This is a genomic window from Leucobacter chironomi DSM 19883 (assembly GCF_000421845.1).
Taxonomy (GTDB): Bacteria; Actinomycetota; Actinomycetes; order Actinomycetales; family Microbacteriaceae; genus Leucobacter; species Leucobacter chironomi.
On the sequence record NZ_ATXU01000006.1, the window covers coordinates 17594 to 38838 of the forward strand.

General features: G+C 66.2%; 38 protein-coding genes. 9 read left to right on the forward strand and 29 right to left on the reverse strand.

The window, feature by feature from the left end:
- Positions 1-25: 25 nt before the first annotated feature.
- A complete protein-coding gene (locus tag H629_RS0107610; protein WP_024356692.1) occupies positions 26-274 on the reverse strand; it encodes a hypothetical protein in 249 nt (82 codons plus the stop codon).
- 2 nt (positions 275-276) lie between these two features.
- Positions 277-492 (reverse strand): hypothetical protein, encoded by a 216-nt coding sequence (locus H629_RS0107615; protein ID WP_024356693.1) that lies wholly within the window; start codon positions 490-492, stop codon positions 277-279.
- A gap of 35 nt (positions 493-527) precedes the next feature.
- On the opposite strand from H629_RS0107615, the gene H629_RS15165 reads away from it, so the two are divergent.
- On the forward strand, positions 528-995 hold the full coding sequence (locus tag H629_RS15165; RefSeq protein WP_152485669.1) for a hypothetical protein: 468 nt from the start codon (positions 528-530) through the stop codon (positions 993-995).
- Here the strand turns inward: H629_RS15165 and H629_RS0107620 are convergent.
- The 3 genes from H629_RS0107620 to H629_RS15170 all read right to left on the reverse strand — a co-directional run bounded on the left by H629_RS0107620 (position 992) and on the right by H629_RS15170 (position 2299).
- The gene (locus H629_RS0107620) at positions 992-1219 is read right to left on the reverse strand and encodes a hypothetical protein (protein WP_152485670.1); all 228 of its coding nucleotides are present in this window, start codon (positions 1217-1219) and stop codon (positions 992-994) included. The genes H629_RS15165 and H629_RS0107620 overlap by 4 nt on opposite strands.
- Positions 1216-1515 carry an HNH endonuclease gene (locus H629_RS14520; protein WP_024356695.1) on the reverse strand — a complete coding sequence of 100 codons (300 nt, stop codon included), beginning with the start codon at positions 1513-1515 and terminating at the stop codon, positions 1216-1218. The genes H629_RS0107620 and H629_RS14520 overlap by 4 nt, the downstream gene beginning before the upstream one ends.
- A 76-nt stretch (positions 1516-1591) precedes the next feature.
- The gene (locus H629_RS15170) at positions 1592-2299 is read right to left on the reverse strand and encodes an FxLYD domain-containing protein (RefSeq protein WP_152485671.1); all 708 of its coding nucleotides are present in this window, start codon (positions 2297-2299) and stop codon (positions 1592-1594) included.
- A gap of 474 nt (positions 2300-2773) precedes the next feature.
- Between H629_RS15170 and H629_RS15175 the strand changes: the two genes are divergently transcribed.
- The gene (locus H629_RS15175) at positions 2774-3190 is read left to right on the forward strand and encodes a hypothetical protein (RefSeq protein WP_152485672.1); all 417 of its coding nucleotides are present in this window, start codon (positions 2774-2776) and stop codon (positions 3188-3190) included.
- On the opposite strand, the gene H629_RS0107640 is transcribed toward H629_RS15175, so the two are convergent.
- Positions 3183-3818, reverse strand: a complete 636-nt coding sequence (locus H629_RS0107640) for a hypothetical protein (protein ID WP_152485673.1) — start codon at positions 3816-3818, stop codon at positions 3183-3185. The two genes, H629_RS15175 and H629_RS0107640, sit on opposite strands and share 8 nt — an antisense overlap.
- A gap of 25 nt (positions 3819-3843) precedes the next feature.
- Here H629_RS0107640 and H629_RS15180 point away from each other — a divergent pair, with 25 nt between their 5' ends.
- Positions 3844-4278 (forward strand): hypothetical protein, encoded by a 435-nt coding sequence (locus tag H629_RS15180; protein WP_152485674.1) that lies wholly within the window; start codon positions 3844-3846, stop codon positions 4276-4278.
- A gap of 5 nt (positions 4279-4283) precedes the next feature.
- Here H629_RS15180 and H629_RS15185 read toward each other — a convergent pair whose 3' ends face one another.
- The 3 genes from H629_RS15185 to H629_RS0107660 all read right to left on the reverse strand — a co-directional run bounded on the left by H629_RS15185 (position 4284) and on the right by H629_RS0107660 (position 6199).
- Positions 4284-4910: a hypothetical protein gene (locus H629_RS15185; protein ID WP_152485675.1), complete on the reverse strand. Its 627-nt coding sequence runs from the start codon at positions 4908-4910 to the stop codon at positions 4284-4286.
- Between the two features lie 134 nt (positions 4911-5044).
- Entirely contained in the window at positions 5045-5419 is a 375-nt protein-coding gene (locus H629_RS15490; RefSeq protein ID WP_024356700.1) for an ASCH domain-containing protein, read from the reverse strand.
- Positions 5420-5503: 84 nt separating this feature from the next.
- Positions 5504-6199: a DNA cytosine methyltransferase gene (locus tag H629_RS0107660; protein WP_029746717.1), complete on the reverse strand. Its 696-nt coding sequence runs from the start codon at positions 6197-6199 to the stop codon at positions 5504-5506.
- A 47-nt stretch (positions 6200-6246) separates the two neighbouring features.
- Between H629_RS0107660 and H629_RS15190 the strand changes: the two genes are divergently transcribed.
- Positions 6247-6624: a hypothetical protein gene (locus tag H629_RS15190; protein WP_152485676.1), complete on the forward strand. Its 378-nt coding sequence runs from the start codon at positions 6247-6249 to the stop codon at positions 6622-6624.
- Between the two features lie 425 nt (positions 6625-7049).
- Here H629_RS15190 and H629_RS0107675 read toward each other — a convergent pair whose 3' ends face one another.
- The 16 genes from H629_RS0107675 to H629_RS0107750 form a co-directional block, all read right to left on the reverse strand.
- Positions 7050-7688, reverse strand: a complete 639-nt coding sequence (locus tag H629_RS0107675) for a hypothetical protein (protein ID WP_051137845.1) — start codon at positions 7686-7688, stop codon at positions 7050-7052.
- Positions 7685-7930: a hypothetical protein gene (locus H629_RS0107680; protein ID WP_024356705.1), complete on the reverse strand. Its 246-nt coding sequence runs from the start codon at positions 7928-7930 to the stop codon at positions 7685-7687. The genes H629_RS0107675 and H629_RS0107680 overlap by 4 nt, the downstream gene beginning before the upstream one ends.
- A 12-nt stretch (positions 7931-7942) precedes the next feature.
- Positions 7943-8479: a single-stranded DNA-binding protein gene (ssb, locus tag H629_RS0107685; RefSeq protein ID WP_024356706.1), complete on the reverse strand. Its 537-nt coding sequence runs from the start codon at positions 8477-8479 to the stop codon at positions 7943-7945.
- Positions 8480-8482: 3 nt separating this feature from the next.
- Entirely contained in the window at positions 8483-9799 is a 1317-nt protein-coding gene (locus tag H629_RS0107690) for a replicative DNA helicase (protein WP_024356707.1), read from the reverse strand.
- Positions 9796-10143, reverse strand: a complete 348-nt coding sequence (locus H629_RS0107695; RefSeq protein ID WP_024356708.1) for a hypothetical protein — start codon at positions 10141-10143, stop codon at positions 9796-9798. Before H629_RS0107695 ends, H629_RS0107690 begins: the two co-directional genes overlap by 4 nt.
- Entirely contained in the window at positions 10127-10876 is a 750-nt protein-coding gene (locus H629_RS0107700; protein WP_161608004.1) for a helix-turn-helix domain-containing protein, read from the reverse strand. Before H629_RS0107700 ends, H629_RS0107695 begins: the two co-directional genes overlap by 17 nt.
- Before the next feature lie 5 nt (positions 10877-10881).
- On the reverse strand, positions 10882-11241 hold the full coding sequence (locus H629_RS14100) for a hypothetical protein (RefSeq protein WP_024356710.1): 360 nt from the start codon (positions 11239-11241) through the stop codon (positions 10882-10884).
- Positions 11238-11423 (reverse strand): hypothetical protein, encoded by a 186-nt coding sequence (locus tag H629_RS0107710; RefSeq protein WP_024356711.1) that lies wholly within the window; start codon positions 11421-11423, stop codon positions 11238-11240. Before H629_RS0107710 ends, H629_RS14100 begins: the two co-directional genes overlap by 4 nt.
- Positions 11423-11869 carry a hypothetical protein gene (locus tag H629_RS0107715; RefSeq protein WP_152485678.1) on the reverse strand — a complete coding sequence of 149 codons (447 nt, stop codon included), beginning with the start codon at positions 11867-11869 and terminating at the stop codon, positions 11423-11425. The genes H629_RS0107710 and H629_RS0107715 overlap by 1 nt, the downstream gene beginning before the upstream one ends.
- Positions 11866-12774: a phage recombination protein Bet gene (gene bet, locus H629_RS14530; RefSeq protein ID WP_024356713.1), complete on the reverse strand. Its 909-nt coding sequence runs from the start codon at positions 12772-12774 to the stop codon at positions 11866-11868. The genes H629_RS0107715 and bet overlap by 4 nt, the downstream gene beginning before the upstream one ends.
- Positions 12774-13808 (reverse strand): YqaJ viral recombinase family protein, encoded by a 1035-nt coding sequence (locus tag H629_RS14535; protein WP_024356714.1) that lies wholly within the window; start codon positions 13806-13808, stop codon positions 12774-12776. Before H629_RS14535 ends, bet begins: the two co-directional genes overlap by 1 nt.
- On the reverse strand, positions 13805-14140 hold the full coding sequence (locus H629_RS0107730) for a hypothetical protein (protein ID WP_024356715.1): 336 nt from the start codon (positions 14138-14140) through the stop codon (positions 13805-13807). The genes H629_RS14535 and H629_RS0107730 overlap by 4 nt, the downstream gene beginning before the upstream one ends.
- 31 nt (positions 14141-14171) lie before the next feature.
- Entirely contained in the window at positions 14172-14552 is a 381-nt protein-coding gene (locus H629_RS0107735; protein WP_024356716.1) for a RusA family crossover junction endodeoxyribonuclease, read from the reverse strand.
- 211 nt (positions 14553-14763) lie between these two features.
- Positions 14764-15063, reverse strand: coding sequence for a hypothetical protein (locus H629_RS0107740; protein ID WP_024356717.1), 300 nt, complete (start codon positions 15061-15063; stop codon positions 14764-14766).
- 85 nt (positions 15064-15148) lie between these two features.
- Positions 15149-15379 (reverse strand): hypothetical protein, encoded by a 231-nt coding sequence (locus H629_RS15195; protein ID WP_152485679.1) that lies wholly within the window; start codon positions 15377-15379, stop codon positions 15149-15151.
- Entirely contained in the window at positions 15376-15639 is a 264-nt protein-coding gene (locus H629_RS0107750; protein WP_024356718.1) for a helix-turn-helix transcriptional regulator, read from the reverse strand. Before H629_RS0107750 ends, H629_RS15195 begins: the two co-directional genes overlap by 4 nt.
- Positions 15640-15806: 167 nt before the next feature.
- On the opposite strand from H629_RS0107750, the gene H629_RS0107755 reads away from it, so the two are divergent.
- The 4 genes from H629_RS0107755 to H629_RS0107770 all read left to right on the forward strand — a co-directional run bounded on the left by H629_RS0107755 (position 15807) and on the right by H629_RS0107770 (position 18530).
- Entirely contained in the window at positions 15807-16304 is a 498-nt protein-coding gene (locus H629_RS0107755) for a hypothetical protein (RefSeq protein ID WP_024356719.1), read from the forward strand.
- Positions 16305-16312: 8 nt separating this feature from the next.
- On the forward strand, positions 16313-16795 hold the full coding sequence (locus tag H629_RS0107760; protein WP_152485680.1) for a hypothetical protein: 483 nt from the start codon (positions 16313-16315) through the stop codon (positions 16793-16795).
- Between the two features lie 125 nt (positions 16796-16920).
- Positions 16921-18141, forward strand: coding sequence for a tyrosine-type recombinase/integrase (locus H629_RS0107765; RefSeq protein WP_024356721.1), 1221 nt, complete (start codon positions 16921-16923; stop codon positions 18139-18141).
- Between the two features lie 104 nt (positions 18142-18245).
- The gene (locus H629_RS0107770) at positions 18246-18530 is read left to right on the forward strand and encodes a hypothetical protein (RefSeq protein WP_152485681.1); all 285 of its coding nucleotides are present in this window, start codon (positions 18246-18248) and stop codon (positions 18528-18530) included.
- Positions 18531-18616: 86 nt separating this feature from the next.
- Here the strand turns inward: H629_RS0107770 and H629_RS0107775 are convergent, their stop codons facing one another.
- Positions 18617-18958: a type II toxin-antitoxin system PemK/MazF family toxin gene (locus H629_RS0107775; RefSeq protein ID WP_024356723.1), complete on the reverse strand. Its 342-nt coding sequence runs from the start codon at positions 18956-18958 to the stop codon at positions 18617-18619.
- On the reverse strand, positions 18958-19200 hold the full coding sequence (locus H629_RS0107780) for a ribbon-helix-helix domain-containing protein (RefSeq protein ID WP_024356724.1): 243 nt from the start codon (positions 19198-19200) through the stop codon (positions 18958-18960). The genes H629_RS0107775 and H629_RS0107780 overlap by 1 nt, the downstream gene beginning before the upstream one ends.
- A gap of 69 nt (positions 19201-19269) precedes the next feature.
- On the opposite strand from H629_RS0107780, the gene H629_RS0107785 reads away from it, so the two are divergent.
- Positions 19270-19815 (forward strand): dihydrofolate reductase family protein, encoded by a 546-nt coding sequence (locus tag H629_RS0107785; protein ID WP_024356725.1) that lies wholly within the window; start codon positions 19270-19272, stop codon positions 19813-19815.
- A gap of 21 nt (positions 19816-19836) precedes the next feature.
- Here the strand turns inward: H629_RS0107785 and H629_RS0107790 are convergent, their stop codons facing one another.
- The gene (locus tag H629_RS0107790) at positions 19837-20733 is read right to left on the reverse strand and encodes a dihydrodipicolinate synthase family protein (RefSeq protein WP_024356726.1); all 897 of its coding nucleotides are present in this window, start codon (positions 20731-20733) and stop codon (positions 19837-19839) included.
- The gene (locus H629_RS0107795) at positions 20730-21140 is read right to left on the reverse strand and encodes an antibiotic biosynthesis monooxygenase family protein (RefSeq protein WP_024356727.1); all 411 of its coding nucleotides are present in this window, start codon (positions 21138-21140) and stop codon (positions 20730-20732) included. Before H629_RS0107795 ends, H629_RS0107790 begins: the two co-directional genes overlap by 4 nt.
- Positions 21141-21245 lie beyond the last annotated feature (105 nt).

Here is a 21245-nt window from a genome sequence, read left to right on the forward strand (position 1 = left end):
GGGGGTGCACCCCCGGGGTCTCTTGCTAGGCGTGGCGGAGCTGACCGGCGACGATGTCGAGTCGGAGTCGTTCGGTGGCTGTGCGCACTGCTGCGCGGCCGTCCACGTCGGACGCTGGGAGTACGTAGGAGCTGAACTGCTCGGCGGTGGCGTCGATGCGCCCGAAGCTCGTCCTCCCGAAGCGTGGCTGTCCGTGATCGGTGCGTGCGGTGCCGAGTAGGCGGGCCTCGTCGATGATGAAGTGAGAGGCTTGGTATCCCTGTGCCGGAGTCATATCTATGACCGTCCGTTGCGGATGTTCCGTGCACCGTTTTCGAGGGCATTAGCGATGGAAGCTCGGACGGAGCTTTCGTCGATGCGGATCTCTCCGATACCTCGGCTTCCGAACGTCTCGATGTTGATCGGGACAATGATGGTGCCGAGCTCGATGGGTTCGCCTTCTGCGATCTGGGCGAGGAGCTTCGCTTCGACGGTGCCGAGTGTTGAAGTCATGGTGAGTTTCTCCTATCGATGGGTAGGGTGTCGTCATGGAACTAGCAGCACTCTGGATTGCACTCGGCGGCACGGCGGCAGCCGTAGCTTCAGCGGTGGTCGCTTGGTTCGCGAGAGGTGATTCACTTCGCGCGCAGGTCGACGCGAATGCGGCAGCGGATCGCGCTACTAAGGTCAGCGAGAGATCATTGGTGATTCAGGAGAGCGCCTTTCAAAGTCCACCGTGGAGTTTCGAGTGGTGGAGCGGCGACACCTTCCTCCTCACGAATACGAGCTCGGTTGATGCGCTCGACGTTGTGATTTCCTCGGCACCTGACGGGCTTGGTCTGCGAATCGGCATGGATTGTCCCGGCATGATCGGTGCGCGCAGTGCTGTCAAGGTGATGTACGCCGCGACTATGGCGGATCCGTGGGCACGTGACATCGTCGTTGCATGGCGTCGGCCAGATAGCCAGGAGCCACTGACCTGGCGATTCCCGATTCCTTCTCGGCCCCGCGACTAGGCGACGCGGTCGCGGTCGACGGTGAGGGCGCAGGGTGCGGCTTGGGTGAGCATGGCGTCGTAGTCAGGGTGGTCTGTTGCAGCTTGGGTGGCGTAGACGGGGCCGGTGCGGCCACGTGCTGCCCACGCGGTGCGGGGTGTGACTGTGACGTGGTGACGCCATCCGCGCTGCTTCGCGTACTCGGCGGCATCGTGCATGGAGACTGCGAGGATGATCGGGTTCACGTTGCCTCCCATATCTCGACGGTGGCGGCGTCGCCCTTGTCGCGGTTGCACTTCCGATGAAACGGATGCAGGTCTTGCTTCACAAGGTCGCCGCCGTTCGCGAGCGCGTCCGGGTGGTCGGCAGTGAACGACATCGGATCCGTGTAGGGGAGGGTCGTGTCGATCGGTTGGCCGCATCCGTAGTCGCTGCCCCATCCGCAAGGGAGGTCCTCTCGGGCGGTGCGGCGCTTGAGCGCAGCCTGCTTGCGACGGTACGCGCGGTGGCCGTGGCCATTGCGGATCTGCTGCGTGCCCACGCTCACCTCCTGGAACGACTGAGCCCCGAGGCCGTGAAGGCTCCGGGGCTCAGATGGTGAGGATGCTGGCAGGTGGTTAGAACCCGGTGATCTCCTTGAACCGGACCTCTGCGATTTCTCCGTTGGTGTCGAGGCAGAGAGCTTCGAACTTCCACTTGCCGTTGGCGTCGATCGTGTTCGTGTTCGCAAGGCACGTGCCGAGGTTTGCGCCGGCAGCATCGTACGAATCGAACGTGATCTGGACGTAGTTCGTGATCGCCTTGTCGCTGTTGTTGGACACATAGCCGCTTACGACAGTCGAGAACCCGTACTCGTCAGGAGCAGCAGTCCACCCCTCGTCGAGAGTGAGTCGCTCCTTGGGCTCCGGCTGAGGTTCTTCCGCCGGCTTAGGCTCGGCCGCCGGTTCAGTAGCTTCGGCTTCGCTCGGTTCGTTGGTCTGAGCGGTGGCCGTCTCTTTCGCTACGGATTCGACCGCTGCGCCGAGGCCGGCGGTGGTGAAGGAGGAAGCGATCAGAGCCACCGCGGCGAGGATGAGGCCGGTCAGCGCGAATGCCTTCGGCTGCTTCTTCACGAGGGCGATGATTCCGAATGCCACGCCTGTCAAGCCGAGGATGATTCCCAGGACCGGGATGAGGCCGAGAAGGAATGCGACGATGCCGACCACGAGGGCAGTAATCGCGAGACCCTTCGGCGCGGAAGGGGGCTGAGGGGGTGCATACTGCGGTTGCGGCGGTGCGTAGGTGGGCTGGGCGTTGGTTGGCTGCTCGCCATTGGGTGTGCTCATGAGGAGATAATGGCAGACGGTCGTCGTCTATGTATCCCGCATGCGCGCTTCCGTGACCATTTGGTTATCCGACGGTGTGCGCGGGCTTTGGGCGCCCTTGCCCGACACACACCGCGGGTCGGAAGGAATGAGAAAGGGCCGGGGCGCATGTTCTGCGTTCCCGGCCCACTTACTCAACCATCACAGTAGGGGGTGACACCGAGAGGGTGTCAAGAAGGTCGTCCGGCGGCGTGTCGCGTGTCAGGGCGCGGATCCGCTGCTGATGGACAGGGTCTGATGTGAGCCGCCGTCGGAACTCTGCGAGTAGAACCTGTTCGCTGACGATCCGGCGACCAGAGCTGTCGAAGGTCATTGGCATGCCTTCTCGACGCCACCTCTTAATGGTGCGCGTAGACCGGCAGACGCGGACCGCCGCTTCACGATAGGTGAGCGTAATCATTGCAGTCGGTCACAGTTGGCGAATATGGTCTGAGCATGACCCAGATCTTTGGTAGGCCACGCCCTCTCGATGTTCGATTGTCCGTTGAAGACGGGGTGTGCACTGTTGAGACTCGGACTGACGGGCCACTTTCGACCTCCAAGTCCTGGGAGTTTGGGATCGAGATCGCACGCGCCCAGAGCGGCAACGGCAGCATCTTGATTCGCTGTAGGTTCGAGCCGACGAGAGCCAACTGGGTGGACGTTCTCGATGAGCACGGAATCGTCCTCCGTGCCTTTGAGGACGTCAACGGCAAGATTCTTCACAACTCCAATCACGTCACCTTCATTTTTGACGCTACGGCTATCGACTTGCCTGAACCCAACGCTCGAGTCCGAGCTTGGAGCCGCGATGAAGGTTCCGCACCAACTGACGCTGACTACACCGATTGGGCATTCGCCTTCACTAGCTAACATCGAGATTGCCCTCGGCCCGATGTGACCATTCTTCACCGCAGGAGTCGCACTGCGCGCCTGCGAGACCGACTGCTGACCAGATGGGCAGCACGGTCCGCTGTCCGCAAGTGGGGCAGGGCCTTGGCCGGTACGCCTTGAACTTCGGCTCTGCTCGGGGGTAGTGCCTCCGCATCTCCCGAATCGTGCCGACGAGGTGTTCGGGGGCGTCGCCGAGCTTCCCGTCGTGCGCGAGTTGTTCGAGGTCGCTGATCTGGTTGGTGAGCCAGGTGCGGACTTCTCCCGCCCACGCGAACGCTTGATCGGGGCGGCAGACGGGGAGGCCCTGGGGTTCGCTCGCGCCCTGCCACATGCCGTTGCGCACGGGGGCCGGGGCGAGGATCCCGGTGTGCTCGGACACCTCCCTCGCGAACAGGACGAGCTCGACGTAAAGGGCGTCGGCGTCGTCGGCCGGGTCCGCGTTGTAGGGGAGCCGTGCCGGGTCGCTGCCGCCCGACACCCGTACTGCTTCGGTGTCCTGCGCGCGCACGGTCGTCTCCACGAGCTCGCGCATGTGCAGGATCTGGAACGGAGCCTGATCGAGATGCCAGCGGAACCACTCGGGCCAGGTGGGGTCAACTGTGTTCATGCTGCACCCCCGATAGGGTTCGGTCATGGAACTGATCACGTCTCTCTCGGACACTCTCCCGGCTTGGCTCGGTGGAATCGGTGGCATCTTGGCTGCGTTTCTGGCGGGGTATGCACTGGTCCGCGCGATCCGCGCTGAAGCACGTCACGTTGTCTGGCAGATCTCCAACGAGCGCAACGAAAATGGTCGAACCGAAAAGTGGCGTCTGGTGAACACCACTGAGGGCGTCGCGGCACGAGTGCTTGGCTTTGAGAACATTAGCGATGGGTTGCAGGATGCTGTTCGGGGCAAAGCCGAACTCCCTGCATATGTTGCCCCCGGGCTCTGGTATCCGTTCTCGCATGAGCGCTCGATGGCGAGCCCATACCCGACCATCGTCCGGGTTACTTGGCGCGAATCGCCGAGTCAGGGCCGTCGGTTCCGCCGAAGAAAGTACACGAGCGTGCTCTACATCGACTGATGTGGTCATTGCTCACCTCCCCTCAGCGTTGCTGACACTGCGGCGCTCAGCGTAACGACCTCGTGCGAATCGGTGCGCCATGCCTCACCCGTCGCCGTCTCGATACCTGCCGAGTCGAGAGCGCCCGCGATCGCCTCCGCGATCAGCTGCTCGCGGTCGGGAGACGGAGCAAGGCGATGCGAGCAGTCCATCTTGTGACCCGAAGCGCGGTGGCACTCGGCGCACCCGCTCGGCCTCTGCGGGGTGCCTGCTACCGTTGCCTGGTGACTGCGCCCCTCGTCTTCTGGACCATCTTCACGGCCGCCGCGATTATCATCTCCGCCGTGACCGCTATCGTCGCTTGCCGTCGGAGTCGACGCGACCGGTGACGGCTCCCGCGGGGCGACACCAGCAGCATCATGCGTCTCTGAATCGTCGCAGTTGCACGGCGCGGGCCAATCCCCGCACAGGTGCTCCTCGGTGGGGTCGCCCCCGAGCAGACCAGCAGCGCAGAGTCGCTCTGCCGCGAGCTTGCCAATATCGGCAGCCTGCTCCTCGGGATCCAGGGCGTCGGGCAGCACGGTATCAGCGTCGAGCGCAGCTTGAGCGATGATCTGCTCGGCGGTCGGGTTAGGTGTGGTCTTCATGGTCATGCTCCGATCTGCGCGAGGATCCGCGCGGTGGTGGTGTCGTCGAGGCGGCGGAGGCCGAGCGCGCCCCGGTACGGGATCGGCTTGGCGAGCAGGTGAGGGTGTGCGAGTTCAAGGTGGTAGTTCGCCTCTTGCGCCTAAGGGCTGCACGCGGGCCGCCACTCGCCGGGCGCCCTGTCCTCAGGCTGACAGCGGATCCGCCCAAGGCTGTCGGGAGTCGCCATGTGCACATCGACGAGGTTGACGACTCCGGCGATGTGCCGGTAAGCGAGGTGCCCGTACGGGATCAGGAACTCTCGCATCGAACTCGCGCCGCGGGCGTCGGCCATGCGCCGGATCTCGGGGTGCTCGTCGGCCGAGCGGTCGTAGACAGCGCCTGCGTGGATCGCAACCGGTCCGCGGTAGTCGCCCGCGAGGTTCCGTGCTCGGTTCTCCACGTCCTTGCCGCCGTGGATGATCGCCCAAGCCCAGGGCTGCCGGACGGTGAGGATCCGCATCTCAGGTGTCGTCATGGTGTTCTCCTGTCAGGTCTTCGGAGGTGATATCGAGACGAGCAAGCACAGCAAGCTCGGACTCAGTGAGGGGGCGGATGCCGGTCATCCGGGCACCCGCTCGAGATGGGTGAGGAGCTGTCGGCCGATGTGCTCCGTGTACGCCGGCGGGATCGCCTCACGGAGCCCGTCACGGTTCGCCCACGGCATCCCCATCACCTCTCGGCCCTTCTCCACGCCGGAGAAGTTGCCGACGATGTGCATGTACTCACCTGGCTGGGGCGGGCGGCCCATCTTCGTCGTGCGCGCGACGTGCTCAGGGTGCTCAGGAGCCGTGAGATCCCAGTTCGTCTCGAACAGGCGGTGCCGGTACGTCTCAAGCCCGAACATGGAGCCGCAGAGTTCAACCGGATCGCGGAGCGGAGCACCGGGTACGTTCTCGATCACGTAGGGCTTGCCGAGCTCCTCGAGCAGGAACCGCGTAGGTTCGATCAGGTCTGGGTGATCGTTCCCTTGGATCTTCTGCGCGTTCGTGTGTGCCTGACACGGCGGCGACGCGTGGACCGCGGCGAGCGCATCAGGATCAAGCCAGAGCGGCACCCCTGACGCCTGGGAGAACGACAGCCACTCTCCTTCCATCAGGCACACCAGCGCATCGATCGCACTCATCTGCAGGAACGGGAACGGGTACCGAGGCTGAGGCTCGATATCGACGCCTACGACGTCGAACCCCGCATCCGCGTACCCTCGCGATGCGCCGCCTTGGCAACAGAACAGGTCGAGCAGGATCAGGGCGCTCATGATTGGACCTCGATTCGGCCAAGGGGGTGTCCAGTATGGTGTGGAGCATGAGTGATGGTGCGGGATTCGCCGGACAAGTCGGACTGCTGGCTGCAGGCGGTGTGCTTACTCTCGGTGGCAGCCTCGTCACTACGTGGCTCACCGATCTGCGACGGTTCAAGCGCGAGGACGCGGTCCGAGAGGAAGCAGCAAAGCGTGAAGATAAACTGCGTGCCGAGGAACGTCAGCATCAGCTGGGCATCGCCGAAAGACAGAGATTCGAACAAGAGAAAGCGCTCCTCTTGGAGAAACGCTACGAGGAAGAGCAACGCGAGACTCAACGACTGTTGACTCTCGAAGCAGCCTCCGCGGTACATCTCGAGACGGCCTATGGCTTGGTCTGTCAAATGATTGTAAGGAACCAGAGAGAAGCTGCTGGCTGGTAAAGACTTCACCGAAGATCCTCTTCTGGAAATGCTCTTCCAAGAGGCAGGTCTCGTGCATGATGAGGAGACTCGAGAGCGCCTCGAACAAGTGATTCAGTTGATCTGGGGCTGGGATGATGTGCGCGAGCTCGATGGTTTCAGAACCGACTACCTCGAGTACCCGAGGATCATGGCAGCCGCAAGAAGAATGATCTCCGCGCGTCTGAGAGGCGAACGATCTCCCAAGGATGTCCAAACGATTTCCGATCTCTACGAGAGATTTGTGTCGAGTAGTTAACCCAGTCATCGCGCTGACCTTTCGGCGGCGCGGATCGCTGCTTGGCAGTCCTTGCACGTCGCCCCCGACTGCGCGATCGGCGCCGAGAAGTGCCCGCAGTAGGTCGTGCCACGGCCGAGGCCAGGCATGCAGGTGCGCTCCTTGTTCTTCACAGCAGGCCCGCCTCTCGGAGCTTGGTCTCGGCGAGCGAGACTCGTTGGAACGCGGCCTCGTCCCCGCCCTGGTCCGGGTGTGCGCGGCGCTGAGCGAGCCGTAGCAGCACCCGCGGCGGCGCTTCCGCGGCCCTCGGCGCCGCAGAGAAGCTCGCGAGGAACGCGACAGCATCGTCAACGGTCGCGAAGCGGGCCGGCGCCGCCGTCGCTTCGATCTCGAGGAAGCCGCGGTACTGCTCGCCGTGACGGGTCACCCCGTACCGGTCGACCTTCCGCAGCGCTTCGAGCGCGAGGGCGATCGCGCGGAGGTTGTCCTGCCAGGCGGTGAACGTGTCGCATGGGTACGAGAGGTGGCCGTGGCGGGAGTCGAGCGAGAAGATCACGCCCGGGTGTTCGGGTCGGGCGTTCGCGTAGGGTCGGCCGTCTCGGCGGAACGCGCCCGCGGGGATCGCGATGAGGAGCTCGGCGGACTTCTGCTGAGCGCGGGTGTCGACGAGGTTCCAGATCTCGCGGTCGAGAGTGCGGAGCGTGCTCGTGAGCGTCGCACTGAACTGTGCTCGGCGCCGCTCTGGGGTGAGCGTGCCGGGCCAGTCGCGGATCGGGCCGGTCTTCATGGAGTCGGGCCAGGCGTTCACAGCACGACCTCCCCGCTGTCAGCGACGACCATGCCGTGCGCCATGCGCAGACCGCACTCGGTCATGTCCTCGACGATCAGCACGTCGACCCGCTCAGCAGCGTCGATCAGTTCGATCGCGAGATCCCTCGCCTGCGACGCGGTATACTGCATGCGCTTCTTCGCCTGACGGAGTTCGATGCGCAGCTCGTCGTCGACCTCGACCGATGCGAGCTCGACCGTGATGCGTTCCTGAATTGCCATGATGATCGCCTCCTAGAAGGGCTGTTCGTCGTCGAAGCCGCCGGGGGACGGCTGCCCCTCGCCGGCCTGCTGCTGTGCCGCTGGTGACCCCCAGGAGGGTTGGCCGTAGCCGCCGCCCTCGGTCTGCCCGTAGGCGGGCTGCTGACCGTTCCCGGTCTTCGCGTAACCACCTCCGGCGGGGCCCGTGCCGGCGCGCGAGACCGCGGCCGTGGCGAAACGGAGCGACGGGCCGACCTCCTCGACGTCGAGATCCAGGGAGGTGCGCTGTTCCCCGTTCTTGTCCGTGTAGCTGCGCTGCGCGAGGCGGCCCTGCACGATGACGCGCATGCCCTTCGTGAGCGATGCCGCGATGTTGTCGGCGTACTCCCCATATGCGCGGCATCCGAGCCACAGGGGTTCGCCGTCGGCCCAGTCCCCGGACTGGCGATCGCGTACCCGCGGGGTCGAAGCGATGCGGAACGTCACCCATGACTTGCCCGACTGAGACACACGAGCCTCGGGGTCGGCGACGAGATTTCCTACTACGGTGATGAGCGGCTCTCCGGCCATGATCTATACCTCTCCCGGCTCGATGAGAGCCGTGGTTTCGTGTTCCTTCTGGACGATGCGTGCGAACTGCCCCTCGAAACGGAGCGTCCTGGTACCGGCCTCTCCCTGCCGGTTCTTCGCGACGATGAAGTCGATGTCGCTGGTCTTCACGACACGGCCCTGCAGCTTCTTCTCGCCGCGGTGCATGAGCACGACCGCATCAGATGCGTGCTCAAGCCCCGCGGAGCCGCGCAGGTCGGTGATCAGGGGGCGCGGGTTGGGCCGGTTCGTCATGTTGCGGTTCAGTTGCTCGAGGATCACGACCGCGCAGCCGAGTTGCTTCGCGAGTTGTTTCGCGGCGTTCGCCCAGTCCTCGAGATCCTGCTGCCGCGACTTCGACGCCGGCGGGGACTTCACGAGGCCGAGGTAGTCGATCACGATCAACCCCAGATCGCCCTTCCGGTGCAGGGCATTCGCGAAACCAGTAATGTCCTCCCACCGGGCGCCGGGGCGGTCATACACCTCCAACGGCAGCACCCCTACGGCCTGCTCGGCCGCCCGCACCGACGCCCACCCCTGATCCGTGAGTTGGTGATTCTGCAGCGCGGACTGGTGGATGCCCTGCATCATCGAGATCAGCCGCTTGAGAAGGTCCTTCTCGGTCATCTCGAGCGACACGTACCCGGCCCGCTGCCCGAGCTCCGCGATGTGGAGAGCGAGCTGCAAGCCGAAGATGCTCTTGCCGCCGCCGGAGCGGGCGGCGACCGTGTAGAGGCTGCCTGGCCGAATCCCACCCACCATCGCGTTCAGCGACGGCCACGGCGTCGGCGTGAACGGGGCCTGCGTGCTCATCTCGTCGACGAGCGCCCCGAACACCTGCCCGATCGGACGCGACTCCCTGAGGGTGCCGTCGCGCAACTCAGCGATGATGCCAGCGGCCTTCTCCACGATGTCGCCCTCCGCGTCACCCGACGCGGCGAGCTCCTGGATGCCGGCCGCGGCCTCGTGCAGCTTGCGGCGCTCGCCGTGCCGGCGCACGATCTCCGCAAACTGCATTGCCTGGAAGCCGTACGCTCCGACCCCGTTGACCTCGTGCGGGTAGGTCGCATCGAACTCGTGCGCGCGGCCCGCAGCGACTCTACGGTCGTTCACCGTGATCGGGGAGACGGTATCGCCGCGGTCAGCGACGTCGCACATGATCGAGAACAGGGCCGCGTTCCGGGGGACCGAGAAGTCCGTCTCGCGGACAATCTGCCGGATCTCCCAGATGCGGGACGGCTGCGCGAACACGGCGCCGAGCATGAACGCCTCGGTGGCCGGGTCGTATTCGAGCGCGGTCACAGCGCTGCTCCTTCCTCGATGATCTCGATGACGTTCGCCGGCATGACGGGGTAGCGGGAGCGCCGGTAATGCTCCGTGATCGCGTCCTTCACGGCCTCACACGGGCGGCCGTGCAGCGCCTCCGCCCACGCCGCAGCCTCATAGGGGCCGCGCTCGCGTCCGTCGAACGCTGCCGCCCACGCGAGCAGCTCGAACGCCTCCTTCTGAGACGCCACTCGCGGGCGGCGATCTGCGGCCTCAGAACCGGTGAGGGTGACCGACTGGCCGAGGCGGGCCTGATCGCCCGCCGTGCAGGCCAGGGCGGCGCGCTCCGCGTGCGTCTTGCCGTCATGCTCCGAGTTCACGGCGCACCCCCTCGGCCTGCATCGCCCGAGCACGCTCAGCCATGCGCTCCACCGCGGTCCCACCGGTCGCGGTCGAGCGTTGCGGGAGGGGACCGTTCTCCCACGCCTCAGCGTTCAACCACGACGCGGGATACTTCGTGAACGCCTCCGCACGGTTCGGGTCATCCCGGTAAGCGACTGCAGCAGCGAAGAGCACATCGGGCGCCGTCTTCTTGAGTGCCGCCTTGTACGCGATGCGTGCGCGGCCCTTGTCCTTCTTGAGCGGGTAGACCTGCCACCACTCATCGAAGGAGTGCGCACTCTGCGCATGCGCATTTGCGCAGGTATCTACCTCAGAACTATCTACCTCTATAGAGAGGTACGAATGCTCGCTCGTGCCGGTAACCTCGGCATCCGGTGCCGGAAACCCCCCAGCCTTTCCGGCACCTGGTGCCGGGAACTCATGCGCACTGAGAGGGCGATCCATCAGGCGGTAACCGTCGGGAAGTCGGCCGCCGGCCTTCGAGCCGCGCTTGACCCGCTCAACCACGCCCAGCGCTTCGAGTTCGGCGAGCGCATCACGCACCTTCCGTTCCGAGCAGCGCGCCTCGTCGGCGAGCGTCGCCTGCGACGGATAGTTCCCCCTGAGTCCCGCGCGAGTTGCCAGGGCGCCGAACACCATCACGGCGTAGAGCGACACGCGCTCGTGCTCACGGAACATCCACGTTGGGATCGCTGCGAATCCTTCTGCCATCTCTCTCATCTCCTTCCTGCGTGTTGCGGGCGGTCATGCTTGCCGCCCTCGTCATCGAGCCACCACGTCCTGCCTCCGAGATCTACGAACGGGACCGCGTCCTCGTGGTGTCGCTCGTGCCGGCTGATCGCCCACCCGGCCGGCGCGTGCCCCTGATGGGCGACGCCGTGACAGCCGGAGTGGTTACCCGACCCGCACAGCGCGAGCAGGTTCGCCATGTTGTGCTTCCCGCCACGCCCCGTGAAGCGGCGGTGATGGATCTGCGTTGCCCGCTTCCCGCACCCCGACTCGCACATGCCTCCCGAGCGTTCTTCGAGGAGGTCGACATGCTCTTGCGGCATCCGGCCGGTCCGCTTGTTGCTCATGCGAACACCCCGGACTTCTGCACACGGAACTCGTGCACGCCCTCCCACCGCATCCGGTTCATCGCGTGCAGCGCCTCGAGCGTGAGCATCCCCTTCCGGGTCCGCCCCTCCACCCGCCACGGCTGCGGATCGTCATCGACGCGGACGACGTCGCCGACGTGGATTTCTTCGAGCTTCACCATCACGCCCTCCTCGGGTTCGAGGCGAGCTGGTACGTGGCGAGCACGAGCTTCGACTGCGTCTGCAGGCTGCTCTTGCGGGAGTCGACAAGGTCGGCGAGGCCCTTCGCATACCGGTACGCGATCTGCGCCGCGGCCTCCTCCGCCCGCTCCTGCTCGGTCGCGAGATCCACCGCCGCTGTCCGCTCGGCCGCGTTCTTCCCCTCAGCGCCAGCCTGCGCTTTCGACTTCGCCCGCAGCAGCACCTCGGCCGCGTCCCCGCGCACCCTGTCGGCTTCCTTCACGATCCACAGCGCCTTGTTCGCGACGGAGTCGACGCGCTCGAGCTGGAAGATGATCTCGTCGGGGGTGCGGATGGTGCCCGGGGCGGGCGGCTCGATCGCGATCTCCTGCCGCATCTTCGCCACCCACCCCTCGACCTCCGCGGCGGTGTGCGGCATGGCGTTCACGCCTCACCCCTGGCGAGGATCTCGGCCTTCGCGCCGCGCAGCACCTGGTCGACGGTCATGTCCTCGACGAGCACCTGGCGCAGCAGGCCCGCCTCCTTCGCCTCCCCGTAGAGCGTGCGCAGCATGTCGACCGCGATAGTCGCGTCCTCGGTCGCGAGGCACTGCTGCACGCGCTCCACCCACGCCGCCGGCTCGAACGACGGTGCATCGTCGACGACCTCGGCTTCCACGGGCTCCTCCTCCGCGGCGGGAGACGGAGCGGCCTGGGGTGCAGGCTGCGGCGCGCGCTGCACGGGCTTCGCAGTGCCCGCCTGCTGCATCTCTTCCGTTCCGTACAGGCCCGAGAGCTCGTTCGGGAAAGCCTGCCGGAGCGCCAGCATCTCCGCGCACTTTGCGAGCTGGTTCGACGGGTTGTTGATCCACTGCCCAGAAGGTTTGAGGTCACCGGTCTTCCGGTCACGAGGGCAGTAGCCAGCGTAGGTGGCGACCGCCACGAGCGGCTCTGAGAAGCCCTCTCGCATCACCGCGACACGCGCCGCGGCAGGGGGTTCGCTGGACAGCCACACGTCCCGCCAGATGCCGTCGTCGCCGCACCACTCCGTCGGCTTCTTGCCCCGGTAGAGTCCAGTGCGATCAGCGATCAGGCGGAACCCGTCGATCGAGATCAGCACCGTCCACTTCCCACCCATCTCCGCTGCGTAGATCTGCCGGGCAGCGGGGTCGAGCTGGGTGCGCTGGCACTGCATCAGGAACGCCTCGATCACGCCGAGCGGCGCGTCGGGCTGCTTCCCCTTCCAGTTGCTGCGATCCACGAGACCGAGCTGCTGCATGAGCGCATACTGCGAGGCCGACCACGCCTGAATGTTGGCGTCCTGCGGCAGCTTCTCCATGAGCTCAGTGCCCATCACTTCGCCTCCTTCGTCTGCTTGCCGGCGGTGATCGTTGCCCGCGCCGGCTTGCCCTTCTTCACGGCTCGCACCGTCTTCGTGTGATGGTTCGCCAACTCGTCGAACGCGGCCTGCAGCTTCGTCACGCGGGCCTTCGCCCGGGCGAGCTGCTGCGCCTCCTTCGGGTGCGCCGCCTCCGCCGCTTCGAGGTCGACCACCTCGTCGTCGAACTCTTCATCCGGGGTGCCCGGCGTGATCGTCACCCGAGCGAGCGGGGACTCCTGCGAGATGCCTCGCTCGATGGTCGCCTTGTACGAGGCCTCCTTGAGCGCCTTGCCCTCCTTCTCGGCGGCGAGGCCCCGGAGGTAGTTGAGGGCGTTGGTGTCCTGCTCTTCGTCGATCTCGGGCGCCTCGTCGTAGTCCATGGCAGCGAGCACCAGGTCAGCGACCTCGACGAGCTGCGCGACCATCCCCTCGTCGCGGGGGAAGTACTCGCGGGAGCGATCACCGGGACGGAAGTCGCCGGGCTGTCCGAGGCGCTGCTCGACATTCAGCCAGCACCCGATCGCGCCGGCCACGTAGCAGCACCACTGCATCTGCCACTCGTACCCGGTTGCGGCGAGCGCCGCCGAACCCTTCGGGAGCAGCTTCCCCGAGGTCTTGATTTCGTCGAGGATGAGGTTCCCGTCGAAATCGACTGACACCCCATCCGGGGAGGCCAGGTAGCGCGAGTTCACGGCGGCGTGGATCACCCGGGACTCGGGCACCACCCCGAACCCTGCGAGATCAGCCGCGATGATAGGCTCCCGCTGCTTCCCCCACTCGGTGTACGCGTTCCCAGTGAAGGGGTCGCCGTCGCGCTTCCTGCGCACGAGATCCTGGATCGCGACATCGCGGTTGCTGGCGGTCATGATCTTTGCGAGCTCGGTCGCGGTCACGCCCTGACGCCGCTCGGCGAGCCAGGCCTCGCGGTCCTGGTCCGAAGCGCCGGCACGCGACTCGAGGTCGAGCAGCGCGGGCACCGGATCGAGATCGGTGAACGTGAGACTCACTGCTCCTCACCGCCCCACGGGATCGAGGGCAGCTCGTCAGCACCCTCCTCGATGCCTTCGAGCGCCAGGGGAGCGTTCCCCGTGCGCTGCTCATACCGCTCAGCGAGGAGCGTGCGCACCGTCTGCGCATCTGCACCTGTAACCGGCTCGATCTGCTTGATCCGCACAGTCGCCGTCCGAGCACCGTCGGCCAGGCGCTCGACGATGCTGTGACCGCTGACGACGACGACCGCGAGCACGTCACCGGGCTGGTGGCCCTTGAAGTGGTCTTCGAGGCTCTGGATGCCGTCGAGCTCCTCGTCGGGACGCTTCGACGTGTACTTGAGTACCATGATGGGTTTCCTTCCGTTGCCCCCAGCCCGGTCAGGCGGGGGAGTCTTTCTCGTAGATCCGCACCTCAGTGCGGGCCCGGTCGCCGGCGCCGTAGTGGCGCTCGACGATGAACTTTTCGATCTGTTCGTCGTCGACGAACGCGACCCCGTTCAGGGCGTCCATCGCGAGCTTCGCGAGGTTGTCGGCATCCACGCCGCGCCGCGTCGCCCGGTAGAAGCGCGCCTCGACCAGCAGGCGACCGGTGAGCGGTTCAGCGTTCGGGTAAGCCGCCCGGAACGCCGCGAGCACTCGCCCCTCCGCTTCCCGGGTGCGCTTCGGCGTGAACGACCTGCCGGTCTTCGTCGCCCTCGGCCGCTCCTTCGGCAGCGGCTCGCCACCGGCCCGGAACGCGAACCTCGGCTGCCACGTCATCGGGTCGCCCTCGGCATGCGCTCTGCGAGTCGCGCCACCCAGCCACGAGCACGCAGCCAGCGACGACCCACACCGGCACCGCGGCGACCGCCACCCATCCGGGCGGGATCAGGCCGGCCACCGTGACGAGCAGCGACGTGATCGCGAGCCCGCACAGGAGACGCCACACCACCAGCGACGGGGAGCACCTTCGTGTCCGTGCGGCGCGCATTCACTGCTCGCCCCGCTTCTGATCCTCAGCGTGCGCGATCCGCCGCGACTCTTCACAGTTCGGGCACTCGCACCCCATGCGGATCCGCTCGAGAATCGCCCGCCCCTCGGGCGAGTCCACCGGGATCGCTGTGAGGGGGCCGCGCCGGATCTCGTTCTCGATCGCATCGTTCGCGAGCTCGAGCATCTTCACGAGCGCACGCTCACTCCGACGCCGGCGCCGCTCGACCCGGAGCGTGTGCACGAGGTAGGTGCCGCAGACCGCGACGAGCACGATCCCGACGATGAACAAGGGGTCCATGAGGTTTCCTTCCGGAAATGGGTGTGAGAGACCGCGCCACCCAGCAGTGGCGTCGGATTGATGAAGCTGGAGAAGAGTGGGGCTGCTACGCGCGCGGCTCAGATGCCGTCGAGCGGATCCACTCGGTGATGTCCGACTGGTCGTAGATGACCGTCTTGAGCGACGGCTTGAAGTAGCGGGGGGCGAGGTTCTTCTTGCGACGCTCGGAGAGGATCTCCTCGGTCATGCCGGGGATTTGCTCACACACCTGCGCGGGGGAGAGCCAGACCGGCGCCGACACAGCAGACGGGCGGATGGCGGAGACGACGGCGCTCACGACGCCACCGCCTCGCGGACCTCAGGCTGCTCGACTACCGTGCTGGTGCTGACGACGTCGAACGCCTCGCCGAGGCCGAGGCCGAAAGCTTCGACAACTCCGGCCATGAACGCGGCCGAGGGCGATGCCCCACCGTCGATGCGGCGAAGGGTGACTCGGTCGACGCCGATCATTCGCGCCTGCACCTCCTCGGTGGGGATCTGGCGGGACTCGCGGAGTCGCTTCAGCAGCCCTTCCTTGATCCGAATTGTCGCTGCCATCGTGATCCTTTCTGATGCGTTGTTGCCTTGCGATGATGCAAGTGTGCCACAGAATCGGATCAATGTGTGGAGAAAATGCCACAGAATTACATTGTTGTAATGCGATTTCGCATAATCATGCGGAAGTCTCGCTTGCAAATGATGCAAAGATGCATCATGATCTAGGTATGGAAACCGACGCAACAGACCTCCTGATCGAGATCACCGGCGAACGAAGCGTGCGAGCAATCGCCCTCAAAGCGGGCTTCGACCCGAGCACCATCACGAGGCAGATCAAGGCCGGCATCAAGGCCGAAACACTCATCGGTATCGCCCGCGCCTACGACAACCTCGAGCCCGTCGATCTGCTCGTCCGCTTCGGGTTCCTCACCGAAGCCGAAGCGCTCGCAGCCGGCGCAGGGGTCGCTCTCGCCGCAGCCACCGACGAGCAGCTCGCCCAGGAGATCCTTGACCGGGCCCGTCGCGGCATCGCCACCGAAGCGCTCACGGACCCCCTCAACCCCGCCGACTACCCCGAGCCGAATGTCAGTGGCGGATCCGATGATGACCTCCCTCACGTCGGCAAGGTCGACGTCGACGCTCTCCGTCGCAGCGGAGTCGCCCTCGCCGCCGACGAACGCGACGGCATCGAAGAAGAACAAGAGCAATCCCAGGAACTGCCGTAGGGGGCAACATGCAACGAGTCCTTGACGAAGCGAAACGTGTCGGCGCACGCCTCGCGTTCGCATCCCTGCCGCCGCCTATGCGGGGCATCTACCTCGCCGACCAGGACCTCACTCTCATCAGCGACAGGCTCGACGAAGAGCAGGCCGCCGAGACCGGGGCGCACGAGCTCGCACACCGCCACTACGGCGACCGCTGCAGCACCGAAGCGAATGAGCTCCGTGCCTGGATCTATGCGTCGAAGATTCTCATCCGGCTCGAGGAGTACATGCCGGCCGAGATCGATGATCCGCACCCGCTTGCGATCGCCCGCCGCCTCGGCACCACCCGCCGCATTGTCGAGCTGTACCAGCAGCACCACCTGCACGCGCAGGCGCTCGCGGCGCCGCGCGACATCTTCGGCGAGCTCGCCGACGAGGACTACGACGAGGACGGCATGTTCCGCCACAGCCTTCGTCGCGAACGCCGTATGCGCTGCGGCGTCTTCGCCTAGAAACAGAAAAAGCCCTCGTGGCGTGTTCCGCCGGCAAGCAAGAACCACGCCACGAGGGCCAGACGATCCACCTCGAAAGGTGAACCAGTGAACACGATACTCGAGCCACCCCACGAGGGGCGCTGATGGCTACGATCAAGCCCTACGACACCGCGGCGGGGAAGCGCTACCGGGTCCGGTATCGGAAGCCGGACGGCGCCCAGACCGACAAGCGCGGCTTCAAGACGAAGCGTGAGGCTGAACTGTTCCTCGCGTCGACGACGATCTCGAAAGCGACTGGCGAATACATCGACCCGCAGGCCGGACGCACCACGATCCGAGTGATCGGTGCGGCCTGGCTCGCCGCGCAGACGCACCTCAAACCGTCCTCTATGGCGGCGTTCGCGGGGTCGTGGCGCACACACGTCGAACCCCAATGGGGTGGTCGTCAAGTCGCATCGATCACCTACTCCGAGATCCAGGCGTGGGTGTCGGAACTCACCGCGGGCATCCCTGGCCCCGAGGAAGGGGAGTGGGTGCGGAAGCCGAAGGGCGCTACGACAGTGCACCGCGCTCATAGCGTGCTCTCCGCGGTGCTCGATGCGGCCGCACGCGACCGCCTCATAGCGTCGAACCCTGCCCGAGGAGTGAAGCTGCCACGTAAGGTAGGCCGACGCCACGCCTACCTCACACACGCGCAGGTCGCCCACCTCGCCCGCGAAGCCAAAGAGCACTCGTTGCTGGTCAACCTGCTCGCTTACACCGGTCTTAGATGGGGAGAAGCGACCGCACTGCACGTCTCCGACATCGACCAGATGCGGAAGCGCCTGCGCGTCTCTCGCAACGCCGTAACCGTGGCAGGGAAGATCATCCCTGGCACACCAAAGACGCACCGCGCCCGGACTGTGCCTGTCCCAGCCTTCCTCCTCGCTGACCTGCTCGAACAAGTCGAAGGACGCGGGCCCGACGCGCTCGTCATCGGCGACGGAGTGACGCATCAGTCGGCGCCGGCGGCGGGCCGTAACTGGTTCTCCGGCGCCGTAAAGCGATGCCGAGCGATCGACAGTACTTTCCCGGTCATCACGCCGCATGACCTTCGCCACACTGCCGCGTCGCTGGCCATCCAGGCTGGAGCGAACGTGAAGGCGGTGCAGCGGATGCTCGGGCACGCGTCGGCGGCGATGACGCTCGACGTTTACGCCGACCTCTTTGAGGACGATCTCGATGCGGTTGGTGCGGCGATGGACGACGCTCGGCGTGCCCACATTTTGCCCACACTTGACCACCCACAACGCCCCCTGAGGCCACTCGATGCCCCCCAAGTTTCGCAGAATCATGCGGAAGTTGAGGCGGCGACTGGGGCCTGATGCTATTCGATTCCTCTCCAGGGCACTTCGTCGCTGCGCTCCTGCGTGCCCTGTCGCGGCGCTCGCGCGGCGCTCGTGTCGCGCCCGCTGATAACGTGGCTTGCGTGGAAGAACGGCGGGATAGTCGAGGCCTCGTGCTGGGTTCGGTGGTGTGCGGGCTCGCGGCACTCGGGCTCGTCATCACTCTCATGCCGCGCACAGACCCGCAGCAGTGGGGTGCCATCATCGTGGTCGGAGTGCTCGGCCCGATCGGTGGGATCATTCTCGCGTCGCTCGCCGGGATGGCCCTGCGCCGGGCAGCCGAGAAGCCGGCGCGGGTCGTCGCGCGAGTAGGGCTCGGGCTCTCGATCGCGGGCATCATCTCTGCGTTGTCGCTCTGGACTCTCTGACCGTCGACGAGCGGTCTCGTCTCCGACCGGCAGCAGTGCTCTTGTCGAGGTGTCGAGCCCTGCGTTCCGTCCGGATCGGAGCGGCCTCAGATGCCCAGAGTGAGCCGCACCCCGGCGGTGATCTCGGCCATGAGATAGCCGGGCACCCGGCCGAGCGGATAGGGGTCCAGGAACTCGCGGCCGACCGGGCCGATCTGCGAGACTACCGCGACTGAGTCGCGGTCCAGCCCGGATGCCTCGGTGGGGACGAGCACGTTACCGGGAAACGCCTCGAGTGCCGCGTTCGAGGTCAGCGGCACGACGAGCACCGTGCTGATCGCCGTGTCGAGCAGCCAGTTCTCTTGCATCACGACCGCTGGGCGCACCTTTGCGGGCTCGGACCCGCGCGGCACACCGAAGTCGACCCAGGTGATGTCGCCTCGGCGCATCACCACTCGGTCCCTCGCAGCATATTCCGGGCGACCTCGTCAGCGAACGGGGTGTCCGTGGGTTGCCCGGTTCGTTCGAGCACGGCATTCGCAATGGCGGTGAGATCAGAAGAGCCTTCGAGCACGTCTGCGTACCATTGGGCAGCTGAGCGGTAGAACTCCGAGCGGTTCATGCCGTGCCTTGCGGCGACCTGTTCAAAGCGGTCGAAGTCGCGGTCGGGAATCGAAATTGCGGTCTTCATGGCCAAAGTATAACCAGTCATACTGGAAAGGGACTGCGATCCTCGTTCGGCGGCGGTTACGGTGGGGGCATGGCCACGCACTTCTACACGGCGTCGACGCTCGACGGTTTCATCGCGACCCCCGATCACTCCCTCGAGTGGCTGTTCGCACAAGACTTCGACACCGAAGGCCCGATGGCGTATCCCGCCTTCGTCGAGGAGATCGGGGCGCTCGTCATGGGTGCCTCCACCTACGAGTGGCTGCTGCGCAACGACGACAGCTGGGGCTACACCCAGCCCACCTGGGTGCTCACGCACCGTGAGCTGCCCGTTCCGGATGGTGCCGATGTGCGCTTCGCGCAGGGCGAGGTGCGCGAGCTGCACGAGGCGATCGTCGCGTCGGCAGGCGAGCGCGATGTCTGGGTGGTGGGCGGGGGAGACCTCGCCGGTCAGTTCGCAGAGGCCGGGCTGCTCGATGAAGTCTGGGTGCAGTTCGCGCCCGTGACGCTCGGCGAGGGGCGCCCGCTGCTGCCCCGTCGTCTCGACTTCGAACTCATCGACACTGCGCGCAACCGCGACTTCGTCTGCGCCCGCTACCGGGTGCGGCCCACCTTCGAACAGCCCGACGCCGGCTGAGTGCCAAGCTGCGGCCCCTGCCTACAGCTCGAGCGCGCGCAGCACCTCCGCCACCCGTGCGCGCTGCGCCGCGTCGAGGCCCTGGATCGGCAGGGGGAGGCATCCGGGCGGCGCGTATCCGAGGTGTTCGGCGATCGCGGCGATCACGCGCAGGCTGCCGCCGAACTCCGAGAACAGCTGCCAGAGCGGGGCGAGCCGACCCGATTCGGCGACGGCCTCGGCGGTGCGTCCTGCCAGAGCGGCCCGCGTGATCGCGAGCGCCGGCTCCGGGAGGGTGCCGCCGATGACCGAGTACCAGGCATCGCACCCCGCGTTGAGGCCGGCGGCCGCCGACGGGTCGCCTGAGACTCCGATGGTGACGCTGTCGGGCAGCACCGCCCGCACCTCGTCGACTCGTCGCCGGGCTGCGTCGGGCTCGGCCGGCACTGCTGGGATCTTGATCGAGGCGATCCTCGGCAGTGCGGCGATCCGGGCGTACAGCTCGACGGTGAACGCGAAGCGGGTGGTGCCGGGGTTGTCGTAGACGATGACGGGCAGCGCGGCATGCTCCGCGACCGTGCGGAAGAGCTCGAACACGTCATGCTCCGTGAGTGGCTGGTAGGTAGCGGGGGCGAGGAGCACCCCCGCGGCTCCGGCCCGCTCTGCGCGGTCGACGTTCGCGAGCACCTGCGAGGTGCGCAGCGCTCCGACACCGACGAAGACCGGGGTTGCACCGGCGTGCTCGACCGCGAGTTCTGCGGCCCGGGCGCGCTCCTCGGTATCGAGGTAGACGTAGGAGCCGGTCGAGCCGAGCACGGTGATGGAATCGACACCGGCGGCGGCCAGACGCTCGATCGAACAGGCGAATGCCGGCTCGTCGAGGACGTCGTCGCGCAGCGGCGTGAGCGGGAACGCGCTGAGCCCGCGGAAGATGCTCATCGCTTCGCCTCGTCTGCTTCGGGACGGCGGCTGGAGGCGGGGTCGGAAGCGGATCGGGATCCGCCGCCCTCCGTGAGTTCCGGCGCGTGCTCGACGCCGAGGGCGGGGTTGCCGTAGACCGACTGCACCTCTGCGATCACGACGCGGTACTCGCCCAGCCACTCGCCGTATCGACGTTTCGCGAGCAGGTGCGTGTCCATGCCCACGAGCTCGCGCAGCGCGTCCATGCTCGACCAGTAGTAGACCTCCGCGTGCAGGCCGGTCTGCTCGTTGTGCCAGGCTTCCTCGCCGAGGAAGCCGGGGATCCGGCGGGCGCGCTGCGCGATCTCGCTGTCGATCCGGTGGAACTCGTCGTCGAGTTCGCCGACCTCGAAGATGAATGTCGAACTGAATCTGGGGGTCGTCATGAGGCCTCCTGCGGTCGGATCGGATCATGCGGATCGGGATGCGGATCCGGATCGGCGCGCGCGCCCCCGCGCTGCGCCGCCGCCCCGCGAGGACCACCAGCGCGA

Excerpts from the sequence above, each read along its gene's own strand:
- H629_RS0107610 (WP_024356692.1), bottom strand. The coding sequence starts at position 274 with ATGACTCCGGCACAGGGATACCAAGCCTCTCACTTCATCATCGACGAG.
- H629_RS0107615 (WP_024356693.1), bottom strand. The coding sequence starts at position 492 with ATGACTTCAACACTCGGCACCGTCGAAGCGAAGCTCCTCGCCCAGATC.
- H629_RS15165 (WP_152485669.1), top strand. The coding sequence starts at position 528 with ATGGAACTAGCAGCACTCTGGATTGCACTCGGCGGCACGGCGGCAGCC.
- H629_RS15170 (WP_152485671.1), bottom strand. The coding sequence starts at position 2,299 with ATGAGCACACCCAATGGCGAGCAGCCAACCAACGCCCAGCCCACCTAC.
- H629_RS15175 (WP_152485672.1), top strand. The coding sequence starts at position 2,774 with ATGACCCAGATCTTTGGTAGGCCACGCCCTCTCGATGTTCGATTGTCC.
- H629_RS0107640 (WP_152485673.1), bottom strand. The coding sequence starts at position 3,818 with ATGAACACAGTTGACCCCACCTGGCCCGAGTGGTTCCGCTGGCATCTC.
- H629_RS15180 (WP_152485674.1), top strand. The coding sequence starts at position 3,844 with ATGGAACTGATCACGTCTCTCTCGGACACTCTCCCGGCTTGGCTCGGT.
- H629_RS15185 (WP_152485675.1), bottom strand. The coding sequence starts at position 4,910 with ATGACCATGAAGACCACACCTAACCCGACCGCCGAGCAGATCATCGCT.
- H629_RS15490 (WP_024356700.1), bottom strand. The coding sequence starts at position 5,419 with ATGACGACACCTGAGATGCGGATCCTCACCGTCCGGCAGCCCTGGGCT.
- H629_RS0107660 (WP_029746717.1), bottom strand. The coding sequence starts at position 6,199 with ATGAGCGCCCTGATCCTGCTCGACCTGTTCTGTTGCCAAGGCGGCGCA.
- H629_RS15190 (WP_152485676.1), top strand. The coding sequence starts at position 6,247 with ATGAGTGATGGTGCGGGATTCGCCGGACAAGTCGGACTGCTGGCTGCA.
- H629_RS0107680 (WP_024356705.1), bottom strand. The coding sequence starts at position 7,930 with ATGGCAATTCAGGAACGCATCACGGTCGAGCTCGCATCGGTCGAGGTC.
- ssb (WP_024356706.1), bottom strand. The coding sequence starts at position 8,479 with ATGGCCGGAGAGCCGCTCATCACCGTAGTAGGAAATCTCGTCGCCGAC.
- H629_RS0107700 (WP_161608004.1), bottom strand. The coding sequence starts at position 10,876 with ATGGCAGAAGGATTCGCAGCGATCCCAACGTGGATGTTCCGTGAGCAC.
- H629_RS14100 (WP_024356710.1), bottom strand. The coding sequence starts at position 11,241 with ATGAGCAACAAGCGGACCGGCCGGATGCCGCAAGAGCATGTCGACCTC.
- H629_RS0107710 (WP_024356711.1), bottom strand. The coding sequence starts at position 11,423 with ATGGTGAAGCTCGAAGAAATCCACGTCGGCGACGTCGTCCGCGTCGAT.
- bet (WP_024356713.1), bottom strand. The coding sequence starts at position 12,774 with ATGGGCACTGAGCTCATGGAGAAGCTGCCGCAGGACGCCAACATTCAG.
- H629_RS0107730 (WP_024356715.1), bottom strand. The coding sequence starts at position 14,140 with ATGGTACTCAAGTACACGTCGAAGCGTCCCGACGAGGAGCTCGACGGC.
- H629_RS0107735 (WP_024356716.1), bottom strand. The coding sequence starts at position 14,552 with ATGACGTGGCAGCCGAGGTTCGCGTTCCGGGCCGGTGGCGAGCCGCTG.
- H629_RS0107740 (WP_024356717.1), bottom strand. The coding sequence starts at position 15,063 with ATGGACCCCTTGTTCATCGTCGGGATCGTGCTCGTCGCGGTCTGCGGC.
- H629_RS0107750 (WP_024356718.1), bottom strand. The coding sequence starts at position 15,639 with ATGGCAGCGACAATTCGGATCAAGGAAGGGCTGCTGAAGCGACTCCGC.
- H629_RS0107755 (WP_024356719.1), top strand. The coding sequence starts at position 15,807 with ATGGAAACCGACGCAACAGACCTCCTGATCGAGATCACCGGCGAACGA.
- H629_RS0107760 (WP_152485680.1), top strand. The coding sequence starts at position 16,313 with ATGCAACGAGTCCTTGACGAAGCGAAACGTGTCGGCGCACGCCTCGCG.
- H629_RS0107765 (WP_024356721.1), top strand. The coding sequence starts at position 16,921 with ATGGCTACGATCAAGCCCTACGACACCGCGGCGGGGAAGCGCTACCGG.
- H629_RS0107775 (WP_024356723.1), bottom strand. The coding sequence starts at position 18,958 with ATGCGCCGAGGCGACATCACCTGGGTCGACTTCGGTGTGCCGCGCGGG.
- H629_RS0107780 (WP_024356724.1), bottom strand. The coding sequence starts at position 19,200 with ATGAAGACCGCAATTTCGATTCCCGACCGCGACTTCGACCGCTTTGAA.
- H629_RS0107785 (WP_024356725.1), top strand. The coding sequence starts at position 19,270 with ATGGCCACGCACTTCTACACGGCGTCGACGCTCGACGGTTTCATCGCG.
- H629_RS0107790 (WP_024356726.1), bottom strand. The coding sequence starts at position 20,733 with ATGAGCATCTTCCGCGGGCTCAGCGCGTTCCCGCTCACGCCGCTGCGC.
- H629_RS0107795 (WP_024356727.1), bottom strand. The coding sequence starts at position 21,140 with ATGACGACCCCCAGATTCAGTTCGACATTCATCTTCGAGGTCGGCGAA.